The sequence below is a fragment of the Blautia sp. MCC269 genome (assembly GCF_018785655.1).
Lineage (GTDB): Bacteria > Bacillota > Clostridia > Lachnospirales > Lachnospiraceae > Blautia_A.
The window spans coordinates 1-25,643 of sequence record NZ_WQQE01000063.1; the positions used below are offsets into that span (position 1 = coordinate 1).

Below are 25,643 nucleotides of genomic sequence, written 5' to 3' on the forward strand. Positions count from 1 at the left end.
TTCGTTAGAACCGTTCTTAAAAATGTAAAGAAATTTTCGAGAATCGTATGTGTTTCACTGTTTAGTTATCAAGGTTTGTTGTGTCTGTCTCTCAGACAGCTCGTTTATTTTATCTCATCTCTTTTTGTTTGTCAAGTACTTTTTTTAAGTTTTTTTCAAACATTTTTGAGTTAAGATTTTGTTGTCGTTTTGTTGACGACTCGGATACTTTATCATATCTTCTATCTTTTGTCAACAATGAATTTCATTTTTCTGAAATTCTTTTTAATTGTTTATTTTTCAAAAACAATTATTTGCGACAGCTCAGTTATGATACCACTGGGAGTTATGCTTGTCAACCATAAAATTCAAATTTTTTTGGATTTTTTGAAATTTCATCCCAAACCCCCAATTCAATTCCCAGGACAGGACGCCCCGCGTCCGCTTCCGTCCCCTGCCCGGATTTTATGTTTTCCCTGCCGGTTGGAAGTGTCAGCCAGAGGGAGAGGATATCGGTTCGGGCTGTTGCGGAGGAGGGGTGATACAACTTAGGTTGCGGGAGAGGGCGTTATTGCGGCAGGGTCAGCTGTCTGAGCCGCAGGCGAGTTCTGGCCCTGCCGCAATGCTTTTAGCCATCTCACAGAATCTTAGTTGTATCCCCCGACGGAGTCCTTGCCCGGGCCGATATCCTCTCCCTCTGGCGTACCTCTTTCTCTCCCCCCTCACGGAACCCTAGTTGTATCCCCCGACGGAGTCCTTGCCCAGGCCGATATCCTCTCCCTCTGGCGTTCGGTTTTCCACCCACCTTCCGGAGCCTTAATTGTATCCTCCTGACGGACTTTTTGCCCAGGCCGATATCCTCTCCCTCTAGCGTCCGCTTTGCTCTCCGTCTTCACACAAAAAAATCCGGCATCTTCAGTCACCCCAAAGATACCGGACTCCTATCAGCTATAAGCTGGAAATGAGACTCGAACTCACGACCCCTTCATTACGAGTGAAGTGCTCTACCGACTGAGCTATTCCAGCTTGTGATAAACACAACTGATATTATACCGTATTTTGCAAAAAATGCAAGCACTTTTCCAACAATCCACTCAAATTATTCCTACTACAACTTCCAACACCCCTGTTCTCACCCCATCATTTCTTCCCAGCAGAACTTTTCCTACGAGAAGTCACCTTCTTCACAACCTTCACCGCATCCTTCACAGCAGAAGATTTTTCCACCACCGTCATTTTCGCCTTATCAATACGTTTCCCCTTACTTTTCTCCGTAGTCTTTTTCACAGTTTCTTTCTTCACACTCTTCTTCTCCGGCATGCAGCTAAATACCGCCACACCATAAGCCGGAAGTTTCAGTTTCAGCGAAAACTCCCTGTTGTCACACTCTACATGAACAGCCGCTTTCGCCCGGGCATTCACAGCACCCTGTCCGCCATACTTTCCACTGTCACTGTTAAAAACTTCCTTATATTTTCCTGCAAAAGGCACACCAACCTGGTAACTGTCATAAGACACCGGTGAAAAATTACATACCGCAAGAACCGTCTCCTCCGGTTTCTCTGTTTTACGAAGAAATGCAACCACATTCTCATCATAGCTGGTAAACTGGATCCATTCAAAACCATCTGAATTTCCATCCATCGCATACAAAGCAGGACAAGACATATAAAGTTCATTGAGATCATGGATATACGTTTTCAGTTCTGGCATGATATCTCCATCCGGCGCAGTCATCTTCACACCAGGATGCAGCATCAGATAACCATATGCCGCACGCAGCTGAGCATTCTTCTGCTTGGAAGATCCCGGAAGCTTTTCCAGAAACTCCCTCAGCGTACCCACATCTCTTTTTCCAAGAGTCAGTACATAATGTTCACTGTACGCATACATCATGGAAAGCGTCAGCTGATCATAATAATTCCGTCTTTCCAGGGGCTCCGCTTCCAGATAAGAAAGAAGATCTTTTGTCCAGCCCCCACTCCATTTATAGTCAAATCCCAGATGATCATTTTCCACACTGTCTGTAAGCTGCGGCCATAAGCCATCCTCCTGTGCGATCAGGAGAATGCCCGGATCCTGCTTTTTCACAATCGAATTCAGATGTTTCAGAAACTCCAGTGCCTGAAGATTCTCATTGGAACCATAAAGATTCGGGGTCCACTGTCCTGCTTCTCGTCCGAAATCCAGATACAGCATCGCATCTACATCATCCATACGGAATCCGTCCACATGGAACTCATCCAGCCAGAAAAAGGCATTGGAAATAAGGAAATCCTTGACCATAGGACTTCCATAATTATAAAGCATAGTTCCCCACATTGGATGAACCGCCATAGCCGGGTCCTGCACTTCATAAAGAGGGGTTCCGTCAAATTTCTCAAGTCCGGCATCAAACCGTGGGAACTGTGCCGGTGCCCAGTCCAGAATCACTCCAATCCCAGCCTGGTGAAGATCCTCCACCAGCGCACGAAAATCTGCCGCTGTTCCAAAACGGGTCGTTACCGCATAATACGAAGACGTCGAATATCCGCCTGAGCTCTGGTCAAGATACTCCATCACCGGATGAAATTCCACATGGGTATAACCGGTCTCTTTCAGAAACGCCACCAGTTCACTACTGTTTTTCCACTCTGTTACATCTGTTTCATAAATAGAAACCGGAACTTCACGGCTGGCAAACTTTTCACGTTCCTTCATCCACGCTTCATCCTGCCAGGAAAAATCTCCCAGATCTGTCACTACCGAAATCACTGACGGAGCTCCCTGTGTCCCATTTCCATAAGGATCTGATTTTCGCTGTACATTGCCTCCTTTGATCTTAATCTCATACTGATAGGAAACGCCCGCCTGCACGCCTGGAACAAAAAGTTCAAAAATTCCGGACATTGGCATGCGATGCATCGGAAGGAGTCTTCCATCCCACCGGTCAAAATCACCGACTACACTGACACGGATCGCATTGGGCGCCCAAACAGCAAAATAGGTTCCCTTCACACCGCCACAGATACCTGGATGAGCTCCAAGCTTCTCGTATGCCTTGTAATAAACACCGGCACAGAAAGCTTTTTCCTCCTCTTCCGTGATCTGGCATGGACATTCATAGGCATCATAGAAAGTTTCTTTCATGCTTCCCCTGGTCACACGGAAGCGATATTCCGGAATCCTTTTCAGCGGAAGCATTACCGCATAATAACCGGCCTCATCTTCCAGGATCATAGGATAACTCGTTTTCCCTACAACTACTTCTGCAGCATCCGTTCCCGGAAAAAATCCCTGAATCAGAACACCATCCTCTGTTACCATCGGCTGCATCACATCACGGGGTGACGCCTCCTCACCATAAACAATCGCCTCAATCCGGGGCCAGTCCATATATTCATACGCTTTATCAGCCATAATCGTCTCCTCCGTCATATTTGTTGTTTTATAGACTCAGTTTATCACTTTTTTACTGAAAAATAAAGATAACTGTTCTAATCTTCGCAAAAAGTAATGCATGTAACCGGTAACAGAACAGAAAATAATTCAATTTGGTTCTTCCCAAAATCAGGTTCAACGCTTATAATATGAGACAGAATATGAAACAAATACCCTATCAGGAGGAATCATCAATGGAAAACAAACTGTATGATGTAACAGCTCTCGGCGAGCTTCTGATCGACTTCACAGAAAACGGTGACAGTTCCCAGGGCAATCCTACTTTTGAGGCAAACCCTGGCGGAGCTCCATGTAACGTTCTTGCCATGCTGAACCGCCTTGGCAAAAAAACTGCATTTATCGGAAAAGTCGGAAATGATATGTTTGGCAAACAGCTGAAAGCTGCCGTAGAAGAATGTGGCATCGATACCAGGAATCTTGTCATGGACGATGAAGTTCATACTACCCTTGCTTTTGTACATACTTACCCGGACGGAGACCGTGATTTTTCTTTCTACCGTAATCCAGGTGCAGATATGATGCTGACAAAAGATGAGGTAGATGCCGATCTGATCCGCAATTCCAGGATCTTCCATTTTGGCACGCTTTCTTCCACTCATGAAGGTGTCCGTGAAGCAACCCGCTACGCCCTTGATGTGGCAAAAGAAGCCGGATGTATCATTACCTTTGACCCGAATTTACGCCCTCCACTCTGGAAAGATCTGAACGATGCCCGTAAAGAAATCGAATACGGTATGGAGCGCTGCGATGTACTGAAGATTTCTGATAATGAAGTAGAATTTCTTTTTGATACTACCGATTATGACAAGGGTGCTGCCCTTATTGAAGAAAAATATCATATCCCCCTTGTGCTGATCACACTTGGTAAGGATGGAAGCCGCGCTTATTACCGCGGACGAAAAGTTGAGGCTGCTCCTTTCCTTCAGGAAAATACTATTGAAACTACTGGCGCAGGAGACACCTTCTGTGCAAGCACCCTGAATTATGTGCTGGAACACGGTCTTGAAGATCTCACTGACGAAAATCTTACAGAGCTGCTTACTTTTGCAAATGCGGCAGCTTCTCTTATCACAACAAAGAAGGGGGCACTTCGCGTGATGCCTGCAAGGGATGAAGTTCTTGACTTCATCGCATCCCGCAAGTAGTGTATGTTTTTCTTTTATTGAATTATTTTTTTGTTTATTGGCTTTGAAAAGCTGAGAAAATCGCAGGGGGAGAAAGCACTCGAAGTTACGAAGCCCGTTTTTCTCCCCCTGCACCCCCTCTTTCCGGGCACGTACCGCGGAAGCGGCGCTTCACGCCTGTCCGCCAATTGTTGTGTGTTCTACATATTTTCCCTATTATATCATATATCATATATTTTATTAATAATCTTATCATATAGAAATCTATAGCCAATATCATCATGCATATTATATTTGCATATTATATTTGCATTTGATATCTTTGCATTTAATATCTTTACACTTGATATCTTTACCACTCAAATTCACTTCTACACTATTCCAAAAAATCCGCAGATGTACCCCGCACATCGAGACCTCCCAACGCCCTCCCGCCCACATTCTCGGCTCAACCTTCCGCATCCAATACCATCACATACCTATAACGGCCTCAAGACTTTTTCACTCTCAACAACCCTTCAGGCCGTTCTTCTTCATCGGCTCAACCTTCCGTCCTCATCACCGTCGCATACAGACACAAGTCATCAAAACTCCCGTCCTCCACAACCAAGCACTCCTAAAAAAAAAGCCCGAGGGGTGTGCAGAGGGGCCGCGGCTTTGCGGCCCCTTTGCGATTTTCTTTTTCTCAAAAAAATACTGTGCCCCGTTCGCCAAAAAAAGCAAACGACACACAGTATTTCAAAAAAAGTATTTCTAAGATCTTGTTACTTTACTTAACAACACGCACTCTGTACATACCCTCAATCTCCTTGAGTTCATCCAGTGCCTTAGCAGAAGCTGCACTCTCAAGATCAATAAGAGTATAAGCAAACTCTCCTTTACTCTTATTGGTCATATCCGCAATGTTCAGTCCCTCAGATCCAAGGATCTTAGTAACCTGACTGATCATATTCGGTGTATTACTATGTGCAAGAGAAATTCTTCCAACAGCCACACAAGTACCCATATCACAATTCGGATAATTCACAGAATTCTTAATATTACCATTCTCAAGGTAATCACGGATCTCTTTTACAGCCATCTCCGCACAGTTCTCCTCAGATTCCTCTGTGGAAGCTCCAAGATGTGGTGTTACCAGAATGCCCTCGCGTCCTGCAACTGTCTCGTTGGCAAAGTCCGTTACATATTTCTTAACCTTACCACTTTCAACAGCCTCGATCAGCGCCTCCTCATCAACAAGAAGATCTCTTGCAAAGTTCAGAAGGACTACGCCGTCTTTCATCTTATCAAAAGCTTCTTTGTTGATCATCTTCTTTGTGCTGTCAAGAAGCGGCACATGAATGGTGATGTAATCGCACTGGCTGTAGATCTCGTCCAGGCTCTTGCTGTGTTTGATGGTTCTAGAAAGGTTCCATGCTGCATCGATGGAAAGATATGGGTCATAACCATACACTTCCATTCCAAGACCGCATGCTGCGTTTGCAACCATGGCTCCAATGGCACCAAGACCGATGATACCAAGTTTTTTGCCGCTGATCTCGCATCCTGCGAACTGTTTTTTCTGCTTCTCGGCAAGTTTGCCAATGTGCTCTTTATCTTTCTCCTGTGCAACCCACTCGATACCGCCAACGATATCTCTGGATGCAAGGAGCATACCTGCAAGTACAAGCTCTTTTACACCGTTTGCGTTCGCTCCAGGTGTGTTGAATACAACAACACCTTTCTCTGCGTACTCTTTAACCGGAATGTTATTGACACCTGCACCAGCACGTGCAACCGCGCAAACGCTCTTCGGAAGTTCCATGTCATGCATCTTCGCACTTCTTACGAGGATCGCGTCACACTGGTCTACAGTCTCTGTTTTTTTATAATTGTCGCCAAAAAGTCTCAAGCCTTTTTCAGCGATAGGATTCAGGCAATGATACTGGAACATTATGCATTCTCCTCCTCGAATTTTTTCATGAATGCAACCAGGGCCTCTACGCCAGCTTTTGGCATGGCATTGTAGATGCTGGCACGCATTCCGCCAACAGTACGGTGTCCTTTCAGGTTTACAAGGCCTGCCTCAGTTGCCTCTTTGACAAACTTGGCATCCATTTCCTTGTCACCGGTTACGAACGGTACGTTCATCAGGGATCTGTCTTCTGGAACTACAGTTCCTTTGAAGAGTTTGCTGGAATCCAGATAATCATAAAGGATTTTTGCTTTTTCCTCATTGCGCTGTTTCATCACTTCCAGACCGCCCATTTTCTTCAGCCATTTAAATACTTTTCCGCATACATAGATGCAGTAAGCATTCGGTGTGTTGTAAAGAGAGCCTGCGTCTGCATGTGTCTTATAGGTAAGCATGGTTGGTGTTCCCGGAAGAACATCCTCTGTGATCAGATCTTCACGAACGATCGCGATAACCATACCTGCCGGTCCGATGTTCTTCTGAACACCGCCATAGATAATACCATATTTGCTTACATCCACTGGCTCAGACAGGAAGCAGGAGGATACATCTGCTACCAGAGTCTTGCCTTTTGTGTTTGGAAGTTTTTTGAATTTTGTGCCGTAAATGGTGTTATTCTCACAGATGTATACATAGTCTGCATCCGGGCTGATCGGCAGATCACTGCAGTCCGGGATATAGCTGAAAGTTTTGTCCTCAGAAGATGCGATCTTGTTTGCCTTTCCATATTTCTGAGCTTCCTGATAAGCTTTCTTTGCCCACTGACCTGTTACGATGTAATCAGCAACCCTGTTTTTCATAAGGTTCATCGGGATCATGGCAAACTGCTGGGATGCTCCTCCCTGAAGGAAAAGTACCTTGTAGTTATCCGGGATGTTCATAAGCTCGCGGAGATCTTTCTCTGCAGTATCAATGATTTCCTGAAAAGCTGCACTTCTGTGACTCATTTCCATAACGGACATTCCTGTGCCGTTATAATCCATCATCTCATCAGCTACTTCTTTGAGTACTTCCTCCGGAAGCACTGCCGGTCCGGCAGAAAAATTGTACACTCTACTCATGTTTCTTCATATCCTCCTCGTCAAATACATCATCAAGATTCGCACCAGCCGGTACCATCGGGAACACACTCAGATCCTGATCGATCCAGCAATCCAGAACGACAGGTCCCTCTGCTGCCAGTGCCATCTTAAGTGCAGGTTCCACATCTTCCATCTTTGTCACACGAATGGCTTTTGCACCCAGCGCCTCCGATAATTTTACAAAATCAACGGCGTCATCCAGTACTGTGGAAGAGTATCTCTTTCCATAGAAAAGCGTCTGCCACTGACGCACCATTCCAAGTACATGATTGTTCATAACAATCTGGATCAGCTGTCTACCACAGCGCGCTGCAGTTGCCAGTTCATTCATATTCATACGGAAGCATCCGTCACCTGCTATATTTACAACTGTTTTTTCCGGTCTGCCCATCTTTGCGCCAATTGCAGCGCCAAGACCGTAGCCCATGGTTCCAAGGCCGCCGGAAGTAAGAAGAGTTCTTGGCTCTTTGTATTTATAATACTGTGCCGCCCACATCTGGTGCTGTCCAACCTCTGTGGAGATGATGGCATCACCGTTCGTCAGCTCATAAAGTTTCTCTATAATATACGGACCTGTAAGCTGTGTGTGATCATAATTCAGCGGATATTTTGCTTTCAGTTCCTGGATATGTGCGATCCACTCCGGATGTTCTTTCTCCGGAACTTCCTCAAGAAGGCGTTTCAGCACTTCTTTCACATCTCCGATCACGCTTGCATCCACTTTGATATTTTTGTTGATCTCCGCAGCATCCACATCGATCTGAAGGATTTTTGCATTGTGTGCAAAAGTCTTGGTATTTCCTGTTACACGGTCACTGAAACGTGCTCCAAGAACAATGAGAAGATCACATTCCGTAACACCAAGATCGGAAGTCTTGGTTCCGTGCATACCTACCATACCGGTATAAAGCGGATCCTCACCTGGGAAAGTACCTTTACCCATCAGTGTATCGCAGACCGGAGCCTGGATCCTGTGAGCCAGTTCGCGGACTTCCTGGTCAGCACCGGAGATCACACAGCCGCCGCCTACAAAAATAAAAGGTTTCTTTGCCTCTCTGATCATTTCCAGCGCCTGGTCCATATCTTCTTTGCGGATGTTTTTGATCTCACGGTTAACGGTAGCCGGATGGCATGGCTCGTATTCATATTTCATTCCTGTGATATCCTTCGGAACATCCACAAGAACCGGGCCAGGTCTTCCGCTTTTTGCAATATAAAATGCTCTTCTTAACGTATCTGCAAGATCTTCGATATTCTTTACAATAAAGCTGTATTTTGTCACAGGCATTACGATACCTGCGATATCAACCTCCTGGAAAGAATCTCTTCCCAGGAGTGGTCTTCCTACGTTTGCAGTAATGGCTACCATCGGTACGGAATCCATGTATGCAGTCGCGATTCCTGTTACCAGGTTGGTGGCTCCAGGACCGGATGTTGCCAGGCAGACACCCACTTTTCCGGTAGCTCTCGCATAACCATCAGCAGCATGGGATGCACCCTGCTCGTGGGAGGTCAGTACATGTGTGATCTCATCTTTGTATTCATATAAGGCATCGTAAACATTCAGGATCGCGCCGCCCGGATATCCAAATACGGTGTCAACGCCCTGTTCCTTCAGACATTCTACGATGATCTCTGCACCTGTAAGCTGCATATCTTTCGTTCCTCCTTATTTTGCTTTCGGTACTTCCAGGATCGCACCACGGTTTCCGGATGTTACCATGGAAGCGTATCTTGCCAGATATCCGGTTGTCACCTTCGGCTCTCTTGGCTGCCATTTTTCTCTTCTAGCCTGCATCTCTTCATCTGAAACCTTGATCTCCAATTTCAGCTCCGGAATATTGATGCTGATGATATCGCCTTCCTCAACCAGTGCGATCGGGCCGCCTACTGCTGCCTCCGGTGATACGTGTCCGATAGCGGCTCCTCTGGATGCACCGCTGAAACGTCCGTCGGTGATCAGGGCTACGGAAGAACCAAGTCCCATTCCCACAATAGCAGATGTAGGATTCAGCATCTCTCTCATTCCAGGACCACCCTTTGGTCCCTCGTAGCGGATAACCACAACATCTCCCTCTACGATCTTACCGCCCTTGATGGCAACAATTGCGTCATCCTCGCTGTCAAATACACGTGCAGGACCTTCATGTACCAGCATCTCCGGTACAACTGCAGAACGTTTTACAACACCACCATCCGGTGCAAGGTTTCCTTTCAGTACGGCAAGTCCGCCTGTCTTTGTATACGGATTGTCGATCGGGCGGATAACATCCGGATTCAGGTTTACACAGTTTTTGATATTCTCACCTACTGTTTTTCCGGTTACTGTCATACACTCTGTATGGAGAAGTCCCAGCTTGTTCAGCTCATTCATGACCGCATAGACACCACCGGCCTCATTAAGATCTTCCATGTAGGTCGGGCCTGCCGGTGCAAGGTGGCAAAGGTTCGGGGTCTTCTCACTGATCTCATTTGCAAAGCTGATATCAAAATCCATTCCGATCTCATGTGCGATAGCCGGAAGATGAAGCATACTGTTTGTGGAGCATCCAAGTGCCATATCTACTGTAAGTGCATTTAAAACTGCCTCTTTTGTCATAATGTCTCTTGGGCGGATGTTCCTTCTGTACATTTCCATTACCTGCATTCCTGCATGCTTTGCAAGACGGATACGTTCAGAGTATACTGCCGGGATGGTACCGTTTCCTTTCAGTCCCATACCGAGAACCTCTGTCAGGCAGTTCATGCTGTTCGCAGTGTACATACCGGAACATGATCCGCAGGTCGGGCAGGTTTTGTTCTCGAATTCTTCCAGATCATCTGCTGTGATGGTTCCTGCTGCATAGGATCCTACTGCCTCAAACATACTGGAAAGACTGGTTTTGTGTCCTTTTACATGGCCGGCAAGCATCGGACCGCCGCTTACGAATACAGTAGGAACGTTGATCCTTGCCGCTGCCATCAGAAGGCCAGGTACGTTTTTGTCACAGTTGGGAACCATGACCAGAGCATCGAACTGATGAGCCAGTGCCATGGCCTCTGTGGAATCTGCGATCAGGTCACGTGTTACAAGGGAATATTTCATTCCAACGTGTCCCATTGCGATTCCGTCACATACTGCGATCGCCGGAAATACAACCGGTGTGCCGCCAGCCATTGCAACGCCGAGCTTTACAGCATTTACAATTTTGTCAAGGTTCATATGTCCCGGTACGATCTCGTTATAAGAGCTTACGATTCCTACCAGTGGTTTGTCCATTTCTTCCTTTGTCATTCCAAGGGCATTGAACAGGGAACGATGTGGTGCCTGCTGTGTGCCTTTTCTTACGGTATCACTTTTCATTTTTAAGGTCTCTCCTTTTTATTCTTTACGATAGGATCCGGTATCTGTTTATAGACTTCCTCTTCCAGGTACCGTTTTTTTCTGTTCTGTTTCGTTTTCTTCTCTCTGTCCCGCTTTATTTATGCAATGGCATCTGCGATCAGATCGCCCATCTCTCTGGTTCCGACAAGCTTGCATCCGTCAGACATGATATCTCCTGTTCTGTAACCATCTGTAAGAACCTTCTGTACTGCTGCTTCCACAGCATCTGCTTCTTTATCAAGATCCAGAGAATATCTCAGCATCATAGCAGCGGAAAGAATGGTTGCGATGGGGTTTGCCTTGTTCTGGCCTGCGATATCCGGTGCAGAACCATGGCTCGGCTCATAGAGACCAAGCTTTGTCTCATTTAAGCTTGCGGAGGAAAGCATTCCGATGGAACCGGTCACCATACTTGCCTCATCAGAGAGGATATCTCCGAACATGTTTTCTGTAAGGATAACATCAAACTGCTTCGGATCACGTACCAGCTGCATTGCACAGTTATCAACCAGCATATGCTCCAGTGTTACATCCGGATAGTCCTTTGCCACATCCTCCACTACACTTCTCCAGAGTCTGGAAGAATCAAGAACATTGGCTTTATCTACACTTGTAACCTTATTTCTTCTCTTACGTGCGATCTCAAATGCCTTAATGGCAATACGGCGGATCTCATTCTCATTATAAGAAAGAGTATCTACTGCTGTGCGGACTCCGTTCTCCTCAGTAGTCTTTCTTGCTCCGAAGTAAAGACCTCCTGTAAGCTCTCTTACAATGATCATGTCAAAACCATCTCCGATGATCTCATCACGGAGCGGGCATGCATCACGAAGCTCATTGTAAAGATAAGCCGGACGAAGGTTTGCAAACAGGTTCAGCGCCTTACGGATCGCAAGAAGACCTGCCTCCGGACGTTTGGACGGCTCCAGCTTATACCACGGGGATGTCTTGGCATCACCGCCAATGGAACCCATCAGTACTGCATCAGAAGCTTTTGCCTGGGCAATGGCTTCCTCTGTAAGAGGTACTCCGTGAGCATCAATGGATGCCCCTCCTAAAAGAACCTCTGTGTATGAAAATTTATGACTGTATTTCTCACATACTCTGTCTAAAACTTTTTTGGCCTCGGCAACAATCTCCGGACCGATTCCGTCTCCCGGAATCAGGGCAATCTTGTACTCCATTTTATTCACTCCTCCGATTTCCCCTGTGCTGTAAAATTTTAACGCACTGGTGTGGATAATTGTTATTATCATAACGCACTTTTCGACGGATTTCAACCTATTAAATAGATAAAGTTATTTCCGGAATGCAAAAAATAAACGGCAATTCCCTGTTTCTGCCGCCCCAGAGACATACTTTCGCACACAGAAAAAAGAAAAACTGCCCTACCATTCCGGTACAGCAGTCTTTCTTTTTTTATCATATTCTGTTTTTCCTGATGATATTCTCAGAATTTCCCGCTGGAACCACCGAAGGTATCACCGGAAGATGAGGTATGGGTGCTGGAACCACCGTTATTATCCTCATTTTTCGGTTTTGCGGATTTTGATACCGTACTGTAGAGGTAAAAATCATTACTTCTGGTCACATTCATACTGCCCTGCCGCACATAAGAAGCCGCCCGATCCTGTTTTCGCACAGTTTTCAGCTTTCTTCTCATATTTCCGGTTACCAGTAATCCTGCCACAAGCCCCACAGCAAGAGCGATCAGCAGGTTTATCCCAACCGCAAAAGGCTCATCCGGAAGGTTTTCCACATCGTATGGCTCTGCCTCATCTGCCTGCGTGATAAAATCATCGCATTCCGTGGCAAACTTATGAAACGCTTCGTTATAATCACCGTCACTTAAATAAGGCTTCACCTGATCCATGATGTAGGACTGTCCGGCATCCGTAAACACTTCTATCGCATATCCGTGTGTTGCAATGGCCCAGTTACGGTCTCCCATATCCAACAGGAATAAAATACCGTCATCATTTTCCCCCTGCCCATATCCATGGTCAATAAAATAATCCTCCGCATACGCCTGGGCTGTTTTTCCCTCAAGACTGTTAACGGTAACGACCACAACATCTACCTGATCCCGCTCACTGATTTCATCCAGAGTACTGCTCAGGCTCTCCTGCTGCTCTGCATCCAGAAGGCCCGCCTGGTCATCCAGACGGCTTACGGTGCCTGCCCATACCGGAAAAGCACATGCCAGACACAAAAGGATCGATATCAAAAATGCGGATATTCTTTTTTTCATGGCATCCACCTCCCTACAAAGCCCAGATCAGATACAGGATAATATAAGTGATCACACCCACGACCCCCGTTGTTCCCAGGAACCATCGTGCAAAAGCGTTCTTGTCTGTAGGCAGATTTCCCACAAATTTCCCTGTCTGACCATTCATGGCAAATATGTAATTATCACCCTTCCACTTCGTCTGCAGGATCCATACGGGATATAACGCATATTTCGTTGTCCCGTTATGAAGCCGGATACTGGTATTCTCCGGTACCACACTGGCGTATCCTCTCACCGTATCCCGGAATGCAGCCTCTGTGCTGCGGCGGATACGCTCATTGGCACGTTCCTCACACTCGCTGGCTGTCACATCATATTTATCTGCAAAATATCCAGCCAGATACGCAGTCTGAAAATCCACCGCTTCTTTGAAATCAAAAGGCTCTATAGACTCCATCAGATCATTTTCCATGCTGGCAGAGCCATCCACCGGTACATGATCAAAACCAAGAGAACCACTTCTATGTACTGCATAATAGCTGGTCTCCGTATAATCATAATCACTATCGCTCCAGAACCGGGTCTTTGTTGCACGGTAACGGATATCTGCGTCTGCGTCTGTGTCATACAGCCAGAACGGAACGTAGATGCCCTTAACCTCGCTGATATGATTCTCTGACTTAAATGCTTTCGGCAGAAGCCTCTTACCGGTAAGATGCTTTTTCAGCCTCTCCTTTGCCGCTTTCTTGTCCAGCTTAAACGGGATCACATAATCCGGCTTCAGTGCACCGGACAGCTGCCCGGTCATTACCACCGGACTTCCGCAAAACGGGCAGGCCGTTGCTGCCGTATTGGCATCTCCCACGATCTCACCGCCACAGGACTTGCACACATAGGTACGCAGCCCCTCACTCTCCCCGTCCTGCCACTCACTGCCGGCCTCATCCGACCAGCTCATATCCTCAGGCTGCTCTTCCTCCACAGTCTGGGCATATTCCGATAACGTACCAACATCAAACTCCGTATCACAAAACGGACACTTCATCTTCTGCACAGAACTGTCAAACTCTATGGAGCCACCACAGCACGGACACTTAAACTCCTGCATCTTCGCCATATATTCACCTCACTTCATCATTCTGTATCCAACAACCGGCAGGAGTTACCCTGCATTTTGCTCCTGACCATCTCTCTTTCTGATCTATACTGCATCCTCCGGTCCGAACGGATCACCGCACTCCGGGCAGAATTTCGGTGGATTCTCCGGATCTGCCGGTTCCCATCCGCACCTGCTGCAACGATACTGCATCTTCTTCTCCGGCTTCTTCGCTCCGCAGTTCATACAGAACTTGCCTTTATTCACCGTACCGCAGGAACAGGTCCAGCTGTCCTCCACCGGACGCGATGCACCACACTCCGGACAGAATTTCCCCGAAGAAACCGCACCACAACTGCAGGTCCAGGAACCAGCCGCAGCCGCAGCCCCTGCTCCGTTCCCTGCCGGCGAAACCGGCTGCGCTGCCTGCTGCTGTACACTCTGCTGCGCCTGCTGCTTCTGGCCCATCTCAAACAAGTGCTGCGCATTCATACCACCTGCATTAGCAGCCATACCCATGCCCATAAAGCCAGTCATAGCCCCTGCTGAATTAGAAGCCGCAGCCTTCATAGCATCCGCCTGGGCCCCGGTCAGAGTAGCCGCAGCCATAGCAGGATCACGCATCATAGCCGTACGCTGAGCCTGCTTGATCATCTCGGCATCCTCATCCGGCAATGTCACAGAACCAAGTGCCACACTGACTACCTTAAGCCCACGAAGCTCCTCCCACTTGGCAGAAAGCACCTCATTCATGGCATTCTCCAGCTCCGTATTATGAGTCACGATCTGATTCGGACGCATCTCCAGCTCCGAAAGCCTTCCGAAAGCAGGCTGCAGCGCACTGATAAACTCCGCCTTCAGCTGTCCGTCCAGCTCCTCTCTGGTATACTCCCGCTCCACATTTCCACACACATTCGTATAAAAAAGAAGGGGATCCGCGATCCTGTAGGAATAAACACCATGACACCTCACAGCCACATCCACATCCAGCCCGATCCTGGAATCCACAACCCGGAACGGGATCGGATTAGCAGTACCAAACTTGTTATCCACAAGCTCCTTGGTATTAAAATAATACACCCTCTGATCCTTACCCGTATCACCGCCAAAAGCAAACCTCTTCCCGATCGTATCAAAGGTCTTCCTGATTCCGTCACCCAGACTACCTGAAAAAATACTCGGCTCCGTAGAAGCATCATACGTATACTCTCCCGGATCCGCACAAACCTCAACAACCTTTCCCTGCTCCACAATCATCATACACTGACCGTCCGCCACAGCGATCCCGCTGCCGCTGGAAATGATATTATCACTCCCATGCTTATTGGAAGACCTGGAAGAAGACCTCTTCGTCCCCTTCACAACCATCACTTCTTTATCCATAGCCTCACAGTAAAAAAACTCCTTCCACTGATCCGCCAACGTACCACCCGCTGCACCCACAGCCGCTCTGATAAGACCCATAAATCCAACCCCTTTCTGAAAATTCATTCTTATTTACAATTTTACGATATTCCAAAGCCATCGTCACTCTCATTTCTGATAGTAACATCATTATTACACGAATTTTACCAAAAATCCACTTATTTCTATACAATATTACAATTGCCATATTCCCATCACACCCACAATCCTAGCACATCCACACAGTCCGTCTGCGCTGGCATCAAAGGCTATTCTCCCATCACATCCGCAATTCTAGCACATCCGCAACCCCAGGCTGACAGCGCAGCGCCTCAGCCGTCCCCCCCAACCAAACACAAACTCAGCCATTGCAGTCGTCCAGCGCAGCGCTGACGACCCACAACCAACCGTCAAACGACACTATTTCTCACCGGAAGCACCAGCCGGGGAAGGGGATGCTGGATGGCTCTGCTTCTGCAGGAGGGGAGCTGATTCTTGGACGGCGGGAATCTGCGTTGTTTTTCAAAAGTCCGCTGTCTGAGCGGCAGCAGGCCGCGAGTTCGGACTTTTTAAAAACGCTTTTAGCAGATTTTCAGTGTCCTAGAAGCCAGCCCCCGACGAAGCCGCAGACCAGCCAGCATCCCCTTCCCCGGCGTCCCTTCATCCGTTCGTTCGTCCGTTCATCCACATACAAATACAAAAAAAGACACCACGTCACAAAAAACGCAGTGCCTCTCTCATATTCAAGTTATTGCGAAAAAAGCATCAAGCAGAAGCCTGATCAGCCTTCTCAACCTCAGCAATCGCCTGCTTCCTCATAGGAATACGGCAATTCTTATTATTACCAAACTCAACAATAACATCTTCCTCAGTCATATCAATAACAACACCATAAAAACCACTGGTAGTAACAACACTGTCACCAACCTCCATGCTGTTCAACATAGTCTGAGTTCTCTTCTGCTCCTTCTTCTGCGGACGGATCATCATAAAATACATAATTCCAAACAGAACTACGATCCAGACAATACCAAGACCCGCGCTAAGTCCGCCAGCTGCTGCTGTAGATGATGCGATCATTCCAAATTCCTCCTGATAAAATCAATTCTTCTTATGCGGTCACCCGCCGTTTCTGACCTATAGCAGCTCCCGCCACTATAAAAAATGTCACTTCGTACTATCATACACAAAAACCAAAAAACCTTCAAGAGTTTTCTTATAAAATCAAAGTAATTTACGCAAATTTTATAAATAAAAACTACCGGTTCCCGTTAATCTTACCTTCCTCGAACCCTTCCAGACGCATCTTCTTATAAGCCGCAAAATTTCCGGCATCCAGAGCATCCCGGATCTCTTCCATCATATGATTGTAGAAATAAAGATTATGCAGTACACAAAGCCTCATACCAAGCATCTCTTTCGCCTTCAGAAGATGACGGATATACGCCCTGCTGTAATGACGGCAGGTCGGGCACTGGCACTCCTCATCGATCGGTTTGGAATCCAGTTCATACTTCGCATTAAAAAGATTCATCTTGCCATGGTTTGTATATACGTGACCATGACGACCGTTACGGCTCGGATATACACAGTCAAAAAAGTCAATACCTCGCTCAACACCCTCCAGGATATTGGCCGGAGTACCAACGCCCATCAGATACGTCGGCTTGTTCTGCGGAAGATGCGGAACCACCTCATCCAGAATCCGGTACATCTCCTCATGACTCTCTCCAACTGCAAGACCACCAACCGCATAACCGTCCAGATCCATCTCTGCAATCGCCTGTGCATGTTCAATACGGATATCTTCATAAACCGCACCCTGGTTGATACCAAAAAGAAGCTGATCCTTGTTGATGGTATCCGGCAGGCTGTTCAGACGGACCATCTCATCTTTACATCTCTGAAGCCAGCGGGTTGTACGCGCTACAGACCGCTGCACATAATCCCTCTCCGCCACACTGCTCGGGCACTCATCAAAGGCCATGGCAATGGTAGATGCCAGATTGGACTGGATCTGCATACTCTCTTCCGGTCCCATAAAGATCTTGTGGCCATCAATATGAGAGTTAAAATACACACCCTCTTCCTTGATCTTACGCAGCTTTGCCAGGGAAAACACCTGAAATCCGCCGGAATCGGTAAGAATCGGTCTGTCCCAGTTCATAAATTCATGAAGACCTCCAAGCTGTTTTACCACCTTGTCACCAGGACGCACATGAAGATGATAGGTATTGGATAACTGTACCTGCGTACCGATCTCATGAAGATCCACAGTGGAAACCGCACCCTTAATTGCTGCAATTGTTCCTACATTCATGAAAACAGGAGTCTGGATCGTTCCGTGAACCGTCTTAAACTCTCCTCTTTTCGCTCTTCCTTCTGTTGTAATCAGTTTATATTCTGCCATTTCATTCCCCTTCTAAAAAACATTTTGGGTCATCTGGTTCCGGTTCTCTTCCTAAAAAGCAGCCCAAACTGCCTCCTGGCACAGTCACTATCCGGAACTTTTAGTCAATATCATAACACATTTTTTTCTTTCCTGCTACTGATTGTTAAACTTTTACATTGCCATTTTTTAAACGATATCGTATAATATAGAGTATTCGCTTAAAAATCCTTTTAATAAGAAGAAATCACTCCCGCCTGACAGTAATGCCAGAGTCGGGCAACCCCTGTATAGATACAGCAAGGAGGAAATCAATTTTTTATGAAGAAACACACACTTGGAATTGACATTGGTTCCACCACTGTCAAGATCGCGATCTTAGACGAAAACGATACCCTTGTCTTCTCCGATTATGAGAGACATTTTGCAAATATCCAGGAAACACTTGCGGATCTTCTTCAGAAAGCAGAGGATCAGCTCGGTGAACTTACACTCTGCCCGGTTATCACAGGTTCCGGCGGACTGACACTTGCCAATCATCTGGAAGTACCTTTTGTACAGGAGGTTATCGCCGTATCCACTTCCCTGCAGAAGCTGGCACCAAAGACGGATGTTGCTATCGAGCTTGGAGGCGAGGATGCCAAGATCATCTATTTCGAAAACGGAAATGTAGAGCAGCGTATGAATGGCATCTGTGCCGGCGGTACCGGTTCCTTCATTGACCAGATGGCATCTCTGCTCCAGACCGATGCACCAGGTCTTAATGAATACGCCAAACATTACAAGGCTCTTTATCCCATTGCGGCACGCTGCGGTGTTTTCGCAAAGACAGATATCCAGCCGCTGATCAACGACGGAGCAACCAAGGAAGACCTTTCCGCTTCCATTTTCCAGGCAGTTGTCAACCAGACCATCTCCGGTCTTGCCTGCGGTAAACCGATCCGCGGACACGTTGCATTCCTGGGCGGCCCGCTTCACTTCCTTTCCGAACTGAAGACCGCTTTTATCCGCACCCTGAAGCTGGATGACGAACACATTATCGCGCCGGACAATTCCCATCTGTTCGCAGCTATCGGTTCCGCCCTGAACGCGAAGCAGGACGTAACCGTATCTCTTATTGAACTGAAAGAACGCATGCGTACCACCATCAAACTGGACTTTGAGGTAGAACGTATGGAGCCGCTTTTTGCCACAGAGGACGACTATCAGGCTTTCCACGACCGCCAGAGTGCCTACAAGGTAAAAACCGGCAACCTTTCTACATATAAGGGAAAATGTTTCCTGGGAATCGACGCCGGTTCCACCACTACCAAAACTGCACTGGTAGGCGAAGACGGAACACTTCTGTACTCATTCTACAGCAATAATAACGGAAATCCGCTGAAGACCACCATCGGTTCCATCCAGGAGATCTATGAACTTCTTCCGGAAGACGCCGAGATTGCCTTTTCCTGCTCCACCGGTTACGGCGAGGCCCTGATCAAAGCGGCTCTTCTTCTTGATGAAGGTGAGGTTGAGACTGTTTCCCATTACTATGCAGCTGCTTTCTTTGATCCGGAAGTAGACTGCATCCTGGATATCGGCGGTCAGGATATGAAATGCATCAAGATCCGTAACCAGACGGTAGACAGTGTACAGCTTAACGAGGCATGTTCCTCCGGTTGTGGTTCCTTTATCGAGACTTTCGCAAAATCCCTGAACTACACCGTACAGGACTTTGCAAAAGCAGCTCTTTTTGCAAAACATCCTATTGATCTTGGAACACGCTGTACTGTATTTATGAACTCCAAGGTTAAGCAGGCCCAGAAGGAAGGCGCTGAGGTTTCCGATATCTCCGCTGGTCTTGCCTACTCCGTTATCAAAAACGCCCTCTACAAGGTTATCAAGGTTTCCGATGCTTCCGAGCTTGGCAAGCATATCGTTGTACAGGGTGGTACCTTCTATAATGACGCAGTTCTCCGCAGCTTTGAGAAGATTGCCAACTGCCAGGCTATCCGCCCGGATATCGCCGGGATCATGGGTGCCTTCGGTGCTGCTCTGATCGCAAGGGAGCGCTATCAGGAGGGTGAAAAAACCTCCATGCTTTCCATCGATCAGATCAACAGCCTCCAGTACACCACCTCCATGGCAAACTGCCGCGGATGTACCAACAACTGTCGTCTGACCATCAACAAATTCTCCGGCGGCCGTAAATACATCAGCGGAAACCGCTGTGAGCGCGGACTTGGAAAGGAAAAGAACAAGGATCATATCCCGAACCTTTTCGATTACAAATATAAGAGGCTCTTTTCCTATGAACCACTTTCCGCAGATAAGGCTACCCGTGGACAGGTTGGTATCCCACGTGTTCTGAACATGTTTGAAAATTACCCGTTCTGGTATACCTTCTTTACAGAGCTGAAATACCAGGTGGTACTTTCTCCTACTTCCACACGTAAGATCTACGAGCTGGGTATCGAATCCATCCCAAGTGAATCCGAATGCTACCCGGCCAAGCTTGCTCACGGACATGTCACATGGCTGATCCGTAACGGTGTGAAATTTATCTTCTACCCATGCATCCCTTACGAACGCAACGAGTTCCCGGATGCGGTCAACCATTATAACTGCCCGATCGTTACTTCCTATGCGGAAAATATCAAGAACAATGTGGACGAGCTCAGTGATCCATCCATCACCTTCCGCAACCCGTTCCTGGCATTTACTTCCGAGGATATCCTGACAAACCGCCTTGTGGAAGAATTCCAGGATATTCCTGCTGCCGAGGTCAAAGCTGCTGCCCATAAGGCCTGGGAAGAACTTGCAGCCGTACATATGGATATCCAGAAAAAGGGTGAAGAAACCCTGCAGTACCTGAAAGAAACCGGCCGCCGCGGAATCGTTCTTGCAGGCCGTCCATACCATATTGACCCGGAAATCCACCACGGTATCCCGGATATGATCAACAGCTACGGAATCGCCGTATTTACCGAAGACTCCGTTGCACACCTTGGACATCTGGAGCGTCCCATCCGTGTCAACGACCAGTGGATGTATCACTCCCGTCTCTACTCTGCCGCAAATTTTGTAAAAACAAGAGAGGATCTGGATCTGATCCAGCTGAATTCCTTCGGATGCGGACTTGATGCCGTTACCACCGATGAGGTTTATGAGATCCTGGATGGAAGTGACAAGATCTACACCTGCCTGAAGATCGATGAGGTCAACAACCTGGGTGCGGCAAGGATCCGTATCCGTTCCCTGATCGCTGCTATCCGTGCAAAACAGGCACAGAATAAAAAAAGGAACATCAAGCCGGCTTCCATTGAGAAGATATCCTTTACCAAGCAGATGCGTAAGGAGTACACCATTCTCTGCCCGCAGATGTCTCCATTCCACTTCGGAATCTTTGAGGCTGCTTTTAAAGCATCCGGCTATAACCTGGAAGTCCTCCCCAACGACAACAAGCATGCTGTTGATGTGGGCCTTAAATATGTAAACAACGATGCCTGCTATCCGTCCCTGATGGTTGTGGGACAGATCATGGATGCTCTTCTTTCCGGCAAATATGACCTGAACAAAACTGCAGTCATCATGTCTCAGACAGGCGGCGGCTGCCGTGCCTCCAACTATATCGCATTCATCCGCCGTGCTCTGAAAAAAGCCGGCATGGAACAGATTCCGGTTATCTCCCTCAACTTAAGCGGACTGGAGAGCAACCCTGGCTTTAAGCTGACACTGCCGCTGATCAGGCGCATCGTTTACGGTGCCGTATTCGGTGATATCCTGATGAAATGCGTATATCGCATGCGTCCTTACGAGCTGGAAAAGGGTATCGTAAACCGCAAGCACAAAATCTGGGAGCAGCGCGTCATTGCCTTCGTAACAGGCAGCAGCGTCAGCCATGGTACCTTCAAAAAAATGTGCCGTGAGATGGTCCATGATTTTGATACGATCCCGATCTCCGATGAGAAAAAGCCTCGCGTTGGTATCGTAGGTGAGATCCTTGTCAAGTTCCTGCCTGCTGCCAACAACCACCTGGCAGATCTTCTGGAGGCAGAAGGGGCAGAACCGGTTGTTCCGGATCTTATCGACTTTATCTGCTACTGCTTCTACAACCAGAACTTCAAGGTTGAAAAGCTTGGATTCAAGAAATCCAAGGCAACCATCGCAAATCTTGGTCTCAGAGCCATCGACTGGCTGAGAAAAACAGCAAATGAGGCTCTAGAGCAGAGCCGCCACTTTACACCGGCCGCAGATATCCGTGATCTTGCAAAAATGGCTGCGCCCATCGTTTCTGCCGGAAATCAGACCGGTGAAGGATGGTTCCTGACCGGAGAGATGATGGAACTCATCCACGGCGGTGTCCCGAACATCGTCTGCATCCAGCCTTTTGGCTGCCTGCCGAACCACATCGTAGGAAAAGGTGTCATCAAGGAAGTTCGCCGTGAACATCCGGAAGCCAACATTGTTGCCATTGACTACGATCCAGGTGCCAGCGAAGTAAACCAGCTGAACAGGATCAAGCTTATGCTTTCCACAGCACAGAAGAATCTGCATAAAGGCGATAAAAAAGACGCATAACAAGAAATGCAGGTTACAAACATCTTTTTCCCAAAAAACAAATTCAAAGCTGCACAGCCGCAGGATCCCTGCCGGCTGTGCAGCTCTTTTTATTTCAAATATGATTCCTGTCAGACAGATTTTTTCTCTGATCCATCACTCTTCACAGGAGGCTTTGCACGGAGCATCAAAGCTCGGGTTAAAGGCATAGAAATTTTTGGCATCCAGCTGCTCCTGCACGGATCTCAGTGCTTCACCGAAACGCTGGAAATGGACTACCTCTCTTGCCCGAAGGAAACGGATGGGATCTGCAACCTCCGGGATATTTTTCACCACCCGGAGGATATTATCGTAAGTGGAGCGTGCCTTCTGTTCTGCTGCCAGATCTTCAAACAGATCCGTGATCGGATCACCCTTACTCTGGAATTCGCAGGCATTAAACGGCACTCCTCCTGCAGACTGTGGCCAGATTCCCACTGTATGGTCAATATAATACGGGCCAAGTCCACTGTTCTCGATCTCTTCCATGGAAAGATCCTTTGTCAGCTGATGAACAATGGTAGATACAATTTCCAAATGGGCTAATTCTTCCGTGCCCACATCATTCAGCACCGCTGCGACCATCCGGTTCGGTGCGGTAAATCTCTGAGAAAGATACCGCATGGAAGCGCCAATCTCGCCATCGGGCCCGCCGTACTGACTGGCGATGAACTGTGCCAGTTTTGCATTGGGCGTCTTGATATTTACAGGATACTGGAGTCTTTTTTCATAATTCCACATAACTATCTGCACCCTCCTTCCTGTTCCCACGGAAACGGCTGCTCCATCCACTGCCAGGAGCTAAGATTGCTGTCGTTTCCGGTATCGATGGTCAGCGGACCATAAAATTTCGCATATTTTTTCAGAAGTTCATTTCTTCTGGTGCTCAGTTCGCTGTAATACTCAAGAGCTCTTTTTTCCCTTGGATGTGTATCCAGGAAAAGAAGAAGGTCATCAATGGCAAAGCTTACCTGGTCAATGGACTGTAACAGTTCTTTTTTTGAAGTACAGTTTCCGGACATCATCTACGGCCTCCTCTCCTGCCACAGAACGGCTTGCAAAGCTCAGGAAAGATTGTTCCAACCTGAAGCGCCTTTTTCAGTTCAAACGTAGGTGCAAATTCCTGGCATGGCACATAAGCCATTGCAGGAACCAGATGTTTAAGATGCGAATACATCTCCTGGTCAGCACGGTTTCCGGTTCCCGGCATGTTACAGCTACAGGTTTCCTTCGGCATGTTCTGCTTCATGCTGTTGCAATGATTCCCGTTCTGGCTGCCGTGATTTGCCATATCTGAAGATGAACAATCGTTCCGGGCTGCCATCCCGCCATTCATCCCGCAGGTATACTGATATGGCCGGCATCCCGAACGATTCATCTGAAATCGGTCCATAAGCGAAATCCTTTCATTCATGATCACGCTATATTTTATGACAGTTTTTTAAACTTGTGAAAACAGGAATGTTCACTTTCCTTCACATATATCTATCTTTCTGCCATTTTTTTCTATATATACAGGAAAATATTACTGTTTAAAAATCAGATATACAGTGCTATAATATCCTTGCCTATCTTTACACGGATGGGCGCTTTTACTTATGATTTGTAGCCCTGACAGGCTATTGAAGGAGGAAATTATGCAGGTAATTATTGTAGGCTGCGGAAAAGTCGGTAGAAATCTTGCAGAGCAGCTTCAGGCAGAGGATATTGATATCACTCTCGTCGACGTTATCGCCGACAAGATCAATGATCTCTGCGAAAATATCGACGCTATGGGAATCGTCGGTAATGGTGCCAGCATCAATACTTTAATGGAGGCAGGTGTTGATACTGCAGATATCCTGATCGCAGTTACCGCTTCTGACGAGCTGAACCTTCTCTGCTGTCTGATCGCGCAGAAGGCCAACCACTGCCAGACTATCGCCCGCGTCCGTAACCCCATTTATGAAAAAGAAATCGGCTTCATCAAAGAACGTCTTGGTGTTACCATGATCATTAACCCGGAGCTTGCCGCTGCCCAGGAAATTTCACGGCTTCTCCGTTTTCCATCTGCGATCAAGATTGACACCTTTGCACGTGGTCGTGTAGAACTTCTCAAGTTTAAAGTTCTCCCGGAATTCAAGCTGGACGGAATGAGCGTTTCCCAGATCTCAGATGCTTTCCGAAGTGATATTCTGGTCTGCGCGATTGAAAGCCGTGACAATGTATCCATTCCTGGTGGTGATCACATTATACACGACGGAGATATGGTTTCCATTCTGGCCTCTCCGCTTAATGCAGCGGCATTTTTCCGTAAGATCGGTCTCAAGACCAATCAGGTCAAAAACTGTATCATCGTAGGTGGCGGAACCATTTCCTATTATCTTGCCCATGCACTTCTGGATATGAAGATCAGTGTCAAGATCATCGAGCAGAACAAAAACCGCTGTGAGCACTTAAGCGAACTGCTTCCAGATGCGACTATTATCAATGGTGACGGAACGAACCGTTCTCTTCTGCTAGAAGAAGGACTTTCCGAGTCCGAATCCTTTGTCACTCTGACAAATCTGGATGAGGAAAATGTATTTCTTGCCCTCTTTGCCAAAAGCATCTCCGATGCCAAGCTGGTTGCCAAGGTCAACCGTCTGGAATTTGATGATGTCATCGACTCCCTGGATATCGGAAGTGTCATCTACCCGAAAAATATCACTGCTGATTATATCCTGCAGTATGTCCGTGCCACTCAGAACAGCATCGGCAGCAACGTAGAAACCCTTTATCATATTCTGGATGGCAATGCAGAAGCACTGGAATTTGCGATCCGTGAGGAATCTGCCGTAACTTATATCCCTCTTGCAGAGCTGAATCTCCGCAAGAATCTTCTGGTGGGATGCCTGAACCGCAACGGCCGCATCCGCATTCCCCGTGGTCAGGATACCATTCAGGTAGGCGACACGGTCATCATTGTAACCACTCACAAAGGCCTCCGTGACATCACAGACATACTTGCAAAATAG

General features: G+C 47.3%; 17 protein-coding genes and 1 tRNA gene. 3 read left to right on the plus strand and 15 right to left on the minus strand.

All coding sequences use genetic code 11. From position 1 onward, the window contains the following. Positions 1-932 precede the first annotated feature (932 nt). Positions 933-1,005: transfer RNA gene (locus GPK88_RS16095), tRNA-Thr, on the minus strand. Between the two features lie 114 nt (positions 1,006-1,119). After that, a complete protein-coding gene (glgB, locus tag GPK88_RS16100) occupies positions 1,120-3,378 on the minus strand; it encodes a 1,4-alpha-glucan branching enzyme (protein WP_215708044.1) in 2,259 nt (752 codons plus the stop codon). 215 nt (positions 3,379-3,593) lie between these two features. Here glgB and GPK88_RS16105 point away from each other — a divergent pair, with 215 nt between their 5' ends. Continuing rightward, complete coding sequence (locus GPK88_RS16105) at positions 3,594-4,565, plus strand: carbohydrate kinase family protein (RefSeq protein WP_173771776.1); 972 nt, start codon at positions 3,594-3,596, stop codon at positions 4,563-4,565. A gap of 748 nt (positions 4,566-5,313) precedes the next feature. On the opposite strand, the gene GPK88_RS16110 is transcribed toward GPK88_RS16105, so the two are convergent. The 10 genes from GPK88_RS16110 to tgt form a co-directional block, all read right to left on the minus strand. Further along, positions 5,314-6,477 (minus strand): phosphoglycerate dehydrogenase, encoded by a 1,164-nt coding sequence (locus GPK88_RS16110; protein WP_173763117.1) that lies wholly within the window; start codon positions 6,475-6,477, stop codon positions 5,314-5,316. Further along, positions 6,477-7,559: a 3-phosphoserine/phosphohydroxythreonine transaminase gene (gene serC / locus GPK88_RS16115; protein ID WP_148444797.1), complete on the minus strand. Its 1,083-nt coding sequence runs from the start codon at positions 7,557-7,559 to the stop codon at positions 6,477-6,479. Before serC ends, GPK88_RS16110 begins: the two co-directional genes overlap by 1 nt. Further along, on the minus strand, positions 7,552-9,234 hold the full coding sequence (gene ilvB, locus GPK88_RS16120; protein ID WP_148444798.1) for a biosynthetic-type acetolactate synthase large subunit: 1,683 nt from the start codon (positions 9,232-9,234) through the stop codon (positions 7,552-7,554). Before ilvB ends, serC begins: the two co-directional genes overlap by 8 nt. A gap of 15 nt (positions 9,235-9,249) precedes the next feature. After that, positions 9,250-10,923, minus strand: coding sequence for a dihydroxy-acid dehydratase (gene ilvD / locus GPK88_RS16125; RefSeq protein ID WP_015527149.1), 1,674 nt, complete (start codon positions 10,921-10,923; stop codon positions 9,250-9,252). A gap of 119 nt (positions 10,924-11,042) precedes the next feature. Continuing rightward, positions 11,043-12,128, minus strand: a complete 1,086-nt coding sequence (gene leuB, locus GPK88_RS16130) for a 3-isopropylmalate dehydrogenase (RefSeq protein ID WP_173739278.1) — start codon at positions 12,126-12,128, stop codon at positions 11,043-11,045. A 266-nt stretch (positions 12,129-12,394) separates the two neighbouring features. Continuing rightward, entirely contained in the window at positions 12,395-13,195 is an 801-nt protein-coding gene (locus GPK88_RS16135) for a TPM domain-containing protein (protein WP_173771775.1), read from the minus strand. A 13-nt stretch (positions 13,196-13,208) separates the two neighbouring features. Then, a complete protein-coding gene (locus GPK88_RS16140; RefSeq protein WP_022426084.1) occupies positions 13,209-14,294 on the minus strand; it encodes a TFIIB-type zinc ribbon-containing protein in 1,086 nt (361 codons plus the stop codon). Between the two features lie 84 nt (positions 14,295-14,378). Beyond that, the gene (locus GPK88_RS16145) at positions 14,379-15,737 is read right to left on the minus strand and encodes an SPFH domain-containing protein (RefSeq protein WP_173771773.1); all 1,359 of its coding nucleotides are present in this window, start codon (positions 15,735-15,737) and stop codon (positions 14,379-14,381) included. Positions 15,738-16,442: 705 nt separating this feature from the next. Beyond that, positions 16,443-16,757 (minus strand): preprotein translocase subunit YajC, encoded by a 315-nt coding sequence (gene yajC / locus GPK88_RS16150; protein WP_015527154.1) that lies wholly within the window; start codon positions 16,755-16,757, stop codon positions 16,443-16,445. Positions 16,758-16,935: 178 nt separating this feature from the next. Beyond that, entirely contained in the window at positions 16,936-18,087 is a 1,152-nt protein-coding gene (gene tgt / locus GPK88_RS16155) for a tRNA guanosine(34) transglycosylase Tgt (protein ID WP_173771771.1), read from the minus strand. A 300-nt stretch (positions 18,088-18,387) separates the two neighbouring features. On the opposite strand from tgt, the gene GPK88_RS16160 reads away from it, so the two are divergent. After that, positions 18,388-22,629, plus strand: a complete 4,242-nt coding sequence (locus GPK88_RS16160) for a 2-hydroxyacyl-CoA dehydratase (RefSeq protein ID WP_173771769.1) — start codon at positions 18,388-18,390, stop codon at positions 22,627-22,629. Positions 22,630-22,764: 135 nt separating this feature from the next. On the opposite strand, the gene GPK88_RS16165 is transcribed toward GPK88_RS16160, so the two are convergent. Genes GPK88_RS16165 through GPK88_RS18975 form a run of 3 tightly spaced genes read right to left on the minus strand, consistent with a single transcriptional unit; the run spans position 22,765 to position 24,040 of the window. Continuing rightward, positions 22,765-23,388 carry a manganese catalase family protein gene (locus GPK88_RS16165; protein ID WP_173771767.1) on the minus strand — a complete coding sequence of 208 codons (624 nt, stop codon included), beginning with the start codon at positions 23,386-23,388 and terminating at the stop codon, positions 22,765-22,767. A 2-nt stretch (positions 23,389-23,390) separates the two neighbouring features. Then, a complete protein-coding gene (locus tag GPK88_RS16170) occupies positions 23,391-23,669 on the minus strand; it encodes a spore coat protein CotJB (protein WP_148445145.1) in 279 nt (92 codons plus the stop codon). Next, a complete protein-coding gene (locus GPK88_RS18975; RefSeq protein ID WP_243279023.1) occupies positions 23,669-24,040 on the minus strand; it encodes a spore coat associated protein CotJA in 372 nt (123 codons plus the stop codon). The genes GPK88_RS16170 and GPK88_RS18975 overlap by 1 nt, the downstream gene beginning before the upstream one ends. A 244-nt stretch (positions 24,041-24,284) precedes the next feature. Between GPK88_RS18975 and trkA the strand changes: the two genes are divergently transcribed. Beyond that, positions 24,285-25,643 (plus strand): Trk system potassium transporter TrkA, encoded by a 1,359-nt coding sequence (trkA, locus tag GPK88_RS16180; RefSeq protein WP_148444805.1) that lies wholly within the window; start codon positions 24,285-24,287, stop codon positions 25,641-25,643.

Bases quoted from the DNA above. Each gene is read 5' to 3' on its own strand.
- leuB (WP_173739278.1), bottom strand. From the start codon at position 12,128: ATGGAGTACAAGATTGCCCTGATTCCGGGAGACGGAATCGGTCCGGAG.
- GPK88_RS16145 (WP_173771773.1), bottom strand. From the start codon at position 15,737: ATGGGTCTTATCAGAGCGGCTGTGGGTGCAGCGGGTGGTACGTTGGCG.
- glgB (WP_215708044.1), bottom strand. From the start codon at position 3,378: ATGGCTGATAAAGCGTATGAATATATGGACTGGCCCCGGATTGAGGCG.
- GPK88_RS16170 (WP_148445145.1), bottom strand. From the start codon at position 23,669: ATGTCCGGAAACTGTACTTCAAAAAAAGAACTGTTACAGTCCATTGAC.
- ilvD (WP_015527149.1), bottom strand. From the start codon at position 10,923: ATGAAAAGTGATACCGTAAGAAAAGGCACACAGCAGGCACCACATCGT.
- GPK88_RS16140 (WP_022426084.1), bottom strand. From the start codon at position 14,294: ATGGCGAAGATGCAGGAGTTTAAGTGTCCGTGCTGTGGTGGCTCCATA.
- GPK88_RS16165 (WP_173771767.1), bottom strand. From the start codon at position 23,388: ATGTGGAATTATGAAAAAAGACTCCAGTATCCTGTAAATATCAAGACG.
- GPK88_RS16110 (WP_173763117.1), bottom strand. From the start codon at position 6,477: ATGTTCCAGTATCATTGCCTGAATCCTATCGCTGAAAAAGGCTTGAGA.
- GPK88_RS16160 (WP_173771769.1), top strand. From the start codon at position 18,388: ATGAAGAAACACACACTTGGAATTGACATTGGTTCCACCACTGTCAAG.
- yajC (WP_015527154.1), bottom strand. From the start codon at position 16,757: ATGATCGCATCATCTACAGCAGCAGCTGGCGGACTTAGCGCGGGTCTT.
- tgt (WP_173771771.1), bottom strand. From the start codon at position 18,087: ATGGCAGAATATAAACTGATTACAACAGAAGGAAGAGCGAAAAGAGGA.
- trkA (WP_148444805.1), top strand. From the start codon at position 24,285: ATGCAGGTAATTATTGTAGGCTGCGGAAAAGTCGGTAGAAATCTTGCA.
- GPK88_RS16105 (WP_173771776.1), top strand. From the start codon at position 3,594: ATGGAAAACAAACTGTATGATGTAACAGCTCTCGGCGAGCTTCTGATC.
- GPK88_RS16135 (WP_173771775.1), bottom strand. From the start codon at position 13,195: ATGAAAAAAAGAATATCCGCATTTTTGATATCGATCCTTTTGTGTCTG.
- ilvB (WP_148444798.1), bottom strand. From the start codon at position 9,234: ATGCAGCTTACAGGTGCAGAGATCATCGTAGAATGTCTGAAGGAACAG.
- GPK88_RS18975 (WP_243279023.1), bottom strand. From the start codon at position 24,040: ATGGACCGATTTCAGATGAATCGTTCGGGATGCCGGCCATATCAGTAT.
- serC (WP_148444797.1), bottom strand. From the start codon at position 7,559: ATGAGTAGAGTGTACAATTTTTCTGCCGGACCGGCAGTGCTTCCGGAG.